This is a genomic window from uncultured Methanobrevibacter sp. (genome assembly GCF_946184425.1).
Taxonomy (GTDB): domain Archaea; phylum Methanobacteriota; class Methanobacteria; order Methanobacteriales; family Methanobacteriaceae; genus Methanocatella.
Genome location: NZ_CAMHFP010000006.1, coordinates 40,593 through 47,725 on the forward strand (window position 1 = coordinate 40,593; position 7,133 = coordinate 47,725).

Genomic DNA, 7,133 nt, shown 5'->3' on the forward strand with positions numbered 1-7,133 from the left:
TATTTAAAAATTACTAAAAAATAAAAAAAAGTTGATGATTAATTAATAATCATCATAATCGTCTTTTTGATCTCTTGCATAACCAACTAAGAAAATTGCAATCAAAATAATAACTGCAATAATTACAAATATCGGCATGCTAGATTCTGTTGCACTTGCAGATTTAGCAGCTGACTGTTGAGACAACTCATAAGCTTTACTGCCGGCATCCCCAGCACCACTTGCTGAAGCGGATGAAGCATCACTAGCAAATTCGGTTGCAGATTTTGCATCACCACTTGGAGAAGCATCAGCACCAAATCCTGTATTTCCACCATCACTACTACTTGATTTGTCTTGAGATGTGCCGTTAGCTAATTGCTGTGCATTAGAACTGTCCTGACCTTTGTTATCAGATGATCCGCTGTTGGAACCAGTATTGTCACCTGAAGTTCCTTCTTCTTCAGGCATTTGATATAATGGGTCAGTGTTTGTTGCTTGAGCCAGGATTTCTGCAAATTTAGCCTTTTGAGCAGGAGTTAGAGAACTCATTTGAATAATTTTGGCATTGAAAGCCAAGTTCTTACATGTGTGGTGACAACATGCAACACTATATTCAATCACCTGTTTGATATACTCATCAATCAGTTTTTGAACAGTGCTTGCATCACCGTCCCAAACTCCCTGATCGGCAAGGTAAACCATCCAAAGTAAGGAAGTCTGATAACCGAATGAAGCAGTTGCCCCATCAATGTATCCACTCATGCCCAACAATTCATTAGACATTTGCTGACCTAATTCCTTACCTAAATGTTCATTAGATACAGTCAAGCCCCCAAACATGTTCTGGTATCTTGCAGCATATGCATTCATACCAGTTCCGCCACCGGTAATGAGTGGCATGTAATATTTAGGGTTTAGAAGCATTGTTCTGCTTTCATACTCGATTTCTTCCTGATAGGTTCTTGCAACATATTTATTTTTGTTCCTGATATCTACAAATGCAGTGTCAGGGCGAGGCAATCCGTTTCTTTCTCTCAATATGTTTGCAGCATTATATAAACCGCCGAACCAGTCATAGTAATCGTCTGAATCGAACAATCTCCATGTACTATCGAAGTTTTGAGTAATCAAATCGGTTTTACCAAGAAGATACTTGAAGTTTTCTTTTTGACTTTTAATATCAATATTCCCCTTGTCATCAATAGTCCATGAGAATGAAACTCTTGAAAGATATATGTCCATCAATACCTCATTAACTGTGGATTTTTCCCAATCTGCAGTGTTAGGTATGAGGGTTGACATACCTGTTCCTTCAAGCACATTACCTGGAAGACCAAATAAACGGTCAAGCATTGGATTTTCATTGTAATGTTTAATAACATAGTTATTTGTTTCATTTTCGCCTTCTGCGAAGGCCGCAAGTTTAACGGCAGTTAGCATCCAGTTAATCCAATCCTTGTTGTTTGTAACGATACTTGCAAACACATCAATCCTAGGTCTGTTTAGAACAGTGCCGTTTGACAGTTTGACTGTTAAATTTTCCAATGGAAGTTTTTCAACACCTATAACTTTTCCATTATCAGCCCATACCGGTTTGCAACCAAGGAAGTATAAAAATTCCGCAACACCTATTCCTTCAGTTCTTGAGATTTCAGTACCCCATAAGATTAATGAAGTTAATTCAGGCCATTTACCATGTTTTTCATAGTAATTAGCAAGCAGTAAATCTACAATTTTTATTGCAGACTCATAAGCTGACTCAGAAGGCATCCTTGTAGGGTCAGATGCATAACCATCATAACCTGTTGGTATTGAGTCCCCATAGGAAGGGTCTGCAAACAATCCTGCAGGAACATATCCTCCCTGCAATGCAGTGAAAATCGCATTCCATTCATTGTTGTTTTGAATGTTAACAATGACCTGTGCAGCATATGCGGTTGCATTGTACAATGATGATCCTTTAGGTATATTATATTTACCTGTTAGCTCATCTACAGATGAACCGTTGACCAATTGAGAAATATAATTCAACAAGAATTTCTTAATAGCATTAGTCTGATTTAAATATTTAATATTACCTTGAACATCATCATTGAAATTCTTACCTTTCAATTCAGGGTATAAATACTCCATTAGATAATTGTAGATTTTTGTTTGAGAAGATGTAATTGTCATCACTTCTTCTGTTAACTCATTTCCAGTCAATATTTTACCTAAAGTATGTAAACCATATGTGATGAAATCATCTTCCATATCTTCCAGATAAAGATGCAAGTCATCTAACCATTCCTGGAAAGTTTCAACTGATCCTGTGAAATTTCTAAAACCTAAAGTTGGAGCCAATTTAAGAATCTTTTGCTTATATTCTTCTGCATTTGAGGTTACATTAAGTTTAACTTGGTCTTTATAATAATTAATATAATTATTCAATACAGTATAGTTACCATATAAACCAGAAGAAACCATTGCAGGAGTCATGTGAGTAATCAGTAATGCTGAAATTCTATCACGTGCAACCATTGCTTCACCAGGGTTAGAAACAATATACGGATAAATTGTTGGATTTAAAGTTAATTCAAAAGTCCAATCTCCCTCAGTAGCACCTAAATTAGTTCCAGGTAACCATTCCAAAGTACCGTGAGTTCCCATATTAATAATTGCATTTACTTTAGCGGTTTTATCCAACCATTTGTAATATGATACATAATACTGAGTAGGCGGCAAAGTTAAATCGTGGTAATTTTCCACAGTTTTCAGTTCTTCCCATCCTCTACTTGGCTGGAAGGTAACAAATACTTTTCCAAACCACATACCAGGAACAACCATATACTGTTGATCAGTTCCATTATACACCATGGACGGACCTAAACCAGATCCCCAGTAATCAGTCATATTCTTGATTAATCTTTGAGGAATATCTTTAATTAATTGACGGAAATCTTTTGTTGAAATCAGCTGATGATGTTTTACCAACTCATCATAATTATCTTCAACATATTGTTTGAGTAAACCGTAAGCCCATGAACCTTTGTTACCCATTTTAAATATGAGTTCTTCCAATTCACGAGCGGTCATTTTTTTCCTAATATCCCCACCGGTATCATATCCCTGTTCGTATAAGTTAACAATTAAATCATATGTGGATTGAGTTACATTCAAATAAGAAGCACCAATTTCCGCTTTACCCGGCGGATAATTATACAATACAATTGCGATTGTTTTATCAGAATTTTTCAAATCCTTCAAATCAGCCCAACCACAACTTAATTTGACCATTTTATCTACACCAGATTGAATTACATGAGTCTTACCTTCACCATCGAGGTATGATAAGATTACAGGACCATATACCCCTTCAAAACTTGGGAATGTAACCGCATATGTCCATTCAATTTGAGGACCTAATTCACTATTATAACTGTATTCTGAAATTTCGTCAACACCCTTCAAAATTGTCATGTCCATTTCAGATAAATCAGGCTCTGCTGAACCATTAGAATAACTTAAAGACCAACTATATAAGGAAGTAACGGATGAAATTCCCAATTTTGTAGTATTGGTAATTCTTTTTAATATAGAAGACATAGAAGGAGTAGTACTTGTTTTAAATATATTAAAAGCATGCCTACCATTCGCTTCATAACTTCTAATTAAAGCATCCACCACATCGCCCCCACAATAGTAAGTTGCAATAGCTATGAGATTTTTATCCGGATTTAATTTAGATTTTAAATCATTTTCAAATCTGGCAAACAAATCTGTAGGATTTAAAGTGTGTTCAACCCAATATTCATATTCTTCCTTCATCCAATTTAGACTACCATCATTTGTTTTTGTATAACCCGGATTTTGAATAATCCATTTATGAATCAATTCAGCTTCAGGTATAAGGGTATACATGCCCAAATCAGGATGGTAAAAACCACATTCAGGACTCATCAACGGAATTCCCTCATCTTTTAATGTAGGATTGGAATATTTACTTGGATTGATTAAATATCGAATATAATTAAAATAATTTTTCATATTAGATACCAAAACATCAGAATCCTTTATGTCATCAGCTTGGAAATAAGATCCTATATAGGTATTCTCAACAGTATCATAAGTATTGTTTTTTGGATTTGCTCCCACAATATGCATGCCTGTTGCATTTAAAATTTCCTGAGTATATGTACCAAATGTATATGCTACCTTATAATTTTTGTTAGCTGGAGAATTGGCCAACATTTCTTTTAGATAAGAAGAAGTAAACCTTTTATAAGCTGAATTTTCAGCAAACATATCTATATGAATAAAATTAGCAAATTCAGCCAACCACACCCTTGACTCATCGAAATTTGTAGTACTGATATATGCAATCCTTCTTGACATGTTCATTAGCAAATCTACTTTTTCATTGTGTGAGTTATAATCAACCAATAACAATATGTCAGGAACAAACATGAGTCCTTTAATATCAACGGATCCACTTTTTTTGGTAAAATCTATATTATTTAATTTAATAGGTTGATAAGTTGAATAACTAATTTCTAAAGAATATTTAGAAGAACCTAAGTTTTTAATAACCGCATTACCTTTGGAATCTGTAGTATGAGTTGATACCAATTTATTTGAAGAGTCATAGACTTTAATGATTGCCCCTTTTAGATTAAATCCATCTTCATCCCATGTTTTGCCAGTTTCGTTATAAGAATCCTTTACATTAACAACATTAATTATATTATTACCTGCTGTTAGTATTTGGTCATCTGATTGCGAAGACTGAGCATGTTGAATTTCTGGAGTTTGGACTACATCATCCAAGTTATCACTAGCACTTATAATATCAGATACTGTTTCATTATCTCCTGCAAATACACTACTTATAGAAAACAAAAGCATAATTGTAATAATTAATGCGAATAACAGTCTATTATCTATTTTCGTATTTTCACCTCCTTTTCATTTATTATAACTAACATAGCAATATCGATTAAGATTTACTATAAGTTTAAATTTGACTTGAAAACATATAAACATTACTAAACTAAATCAAAATTATAATATGCTAAAATACAATTATTTGGGATAAATTTAAATACTTAATCAAATAAATAAAGTGTGCTATTATATAGAGGTGATAATATGCGAAAGATTACTATTGGTATAGTTATTTTATCTATAATCATAATAGGCATGGTTATACCAGCAGGGTTTTCCGGTCAAGCAAATTCAGTTGTTATAACTTATGGTGAAACTACTCATGCGAATACAAACTACAAATCTGACGTTGATTCCTTTTTCAAAAGTCAAAGTAATTTGGATTTAGGTAGTGCAGTCGAAAAAATTATTACAGCTAATGACGTTAACAAAATTGCAAGCTCAATAACTGGAAGAACATACGATTCAAGTCAAGTCTTTTCCTCAGCACTTGTTAACTTAAACGATAACGACAATCTAGAAGTTAGTGTGGATAAAGCAAAAATCACCACTATAACTGGAGATATGTACTTATCTGCATTAAAATCAGCAGGAATTACAAATGGACATATTTACGTAACAAGTCCAGTAAAAGCTACTGGTGAATCTGCTCTTGCAGGAATTATGAACTGTTACGAAGAAGCAACCAACGTTGAAATTCCAGAAACTGTAAAAGAAGCAGCAAACAAAGAAATTTACACTCAGGCAGAGGTTGTTCAAGAGTCAAATGTCAGTTCAGATAAGGTATCCAAATTAGTAGACGATGTAAAAGAAACTGTAAAACAGGAAAATATTACAGATCATCAAACTATTGTAAATATCATTTACAACTATACTGTAAACAATAACATCAATATTACAAACAGTAGTATTGAAAACCTTGCAAACTCCATTGAACAAACACAAAACGTTCAGGGAGATGTTAGCAACTATGAAAATCAAGTAACTGAGGTTCTAAATGGTACCAAAGATACTGCAAATGATTTTTTAGGTGGAATATTTGGATAATATTCCACAAAATTCTTTTTTTGTAAAATTACTTTAACTATTTTATTATAATATATTATTAGAAAAACTTTTGTGATTTTATGGAATGGAAAATTGGCAATGTCAGAATAGATAATCAAGTCGTTTTAGCTCCCATGGCAGGAATATGTGAGTTAACTTTCAGAAGCATTATCAAATCAATGGGATGTGGACTTATAGAAACTGAAATGGTTTCTGATAGAGGCATCAGTTACGATAATACGCGAACTCAGGACATGTTACAGATGAATGACTGTGAACGGCCAATTTCCCAACAGATTTTTGGATCTGAAGTAAAAACCATGAAGGAAGCTTCTACGTACATATATGAACATATGAAACCTGACATCATCGATATCAATATGGGCTGTCCCGTAAGGAAAGTTGCGGTTAAAGCCAATGCCGGAAGTGCACTTTTAAAAACACCTGATAAGGCATATAAAATAATATGTGAAGTTGTTGATAGTGTCCCAGTTCCAGTAACAGTTAAAATTAGAAGTGGATGGGATAAAGAACATATTAACGCTCTTGAAATAGCAAAACTTGTTGAAGATGCAGGCGCATCAGCCATTACAGTTCACCCCCGCACCAAGTTTGACACATATGGCGTTGATGCAGACTGGTCCATAATTAAAGCAGTTAAAGCGGAACTTTCAATACCCGTTATTGGAAATGGAGATATCAGAAGTTGTTTTGATGCTGAAAAAATGATAAATGAAACTCAATGTGATGCCGTGATGATTGGAAGAGCAACACTAGGAAATCCATGGATTATAAAGCAATGCATCGAATATTTAGAAGACGGAACACTTCCCCAAAAAGTAACTATTGAAGAAAAAATGGAAATGTTAAAAAAACATACTGAATTACTTTTTAAATATAAACCTGAAAAGGTAGCTATTTCTAAAATGAGGGTTCATGCAGCATATTACTTGAAAAATCTGCCAAAAAGTGTTGAAATTAAACCAAAACTATTTAAAACAACCACTCCAGAAGAACTGTTTGAAATAATCGACGAATATTTAAAAACACTTGAAGAATTTTTTAATAGAAAAAAATCAAATAATTAATAAATCATTGCCAGTGAGAGTAAACTCTATCAAATCAAAATAAACTACCAAAAAACAACCATAAAATAATATAAATATAATCTGTTTAAAATT

The 7,133-nt window shown here is 33.5% G+C and carries 3 protein-coding genes; 2 read left to right on the forward strand and 1 reads right to left on the reverse strand.

Going from position 1 to position 7,133, the window contains the following annotated elements; genetic code table 11:
* Positions 1 to 42 precede the first annotated feature (42 nt).
* The gene (locus Q0P94_RS02080) at positions 43 to 4,866 is read right to left on the reverse strand and encodes a cobaltochelatase subunit CobN (protein WP_295113279.1); all 4,824 of its coding nucleotides are present in this window, start codon (positions 4,864 to 4,866) and stop codon (positions 43 to 45) included.
* A 243-nt stretch (positions 4,867 to 5,109) separates the two neighbouring features.
* On the opposite strand from Q0P94_RS02080, the gene Q0P94_RS02085 reads away from it, so the two are divergent.
* Complete coding sequence (locus Q0P94_RS02085; RefSeq protein ID WP_295113282.1) at positions 5,110 to 5,952, forward strand: DUF1002 domain-containing protein; 843 nt, start codon at positions 5,110 to 5,112, stop codon at positions 5,950 to 5,952.
* An 80-nt stretch (positions 5,953 to 6,032) separates the two neighbouring features.
* Positions 6,033 to 7,040 (forward strand): tRNA dihydrouridine synthase DusB, encoded by a 1,008-nt coding sequence (dusB, locus tag Q0P94_RS02090; RefSeq protein WP_295113285.1) that lies wholly within the window; start codon positions 6,033 to 6,035, stop codon positions 7,038 to 7,040.
* Positions 7,041 to 7,133 lie beyond the last annotated feature (93 nt).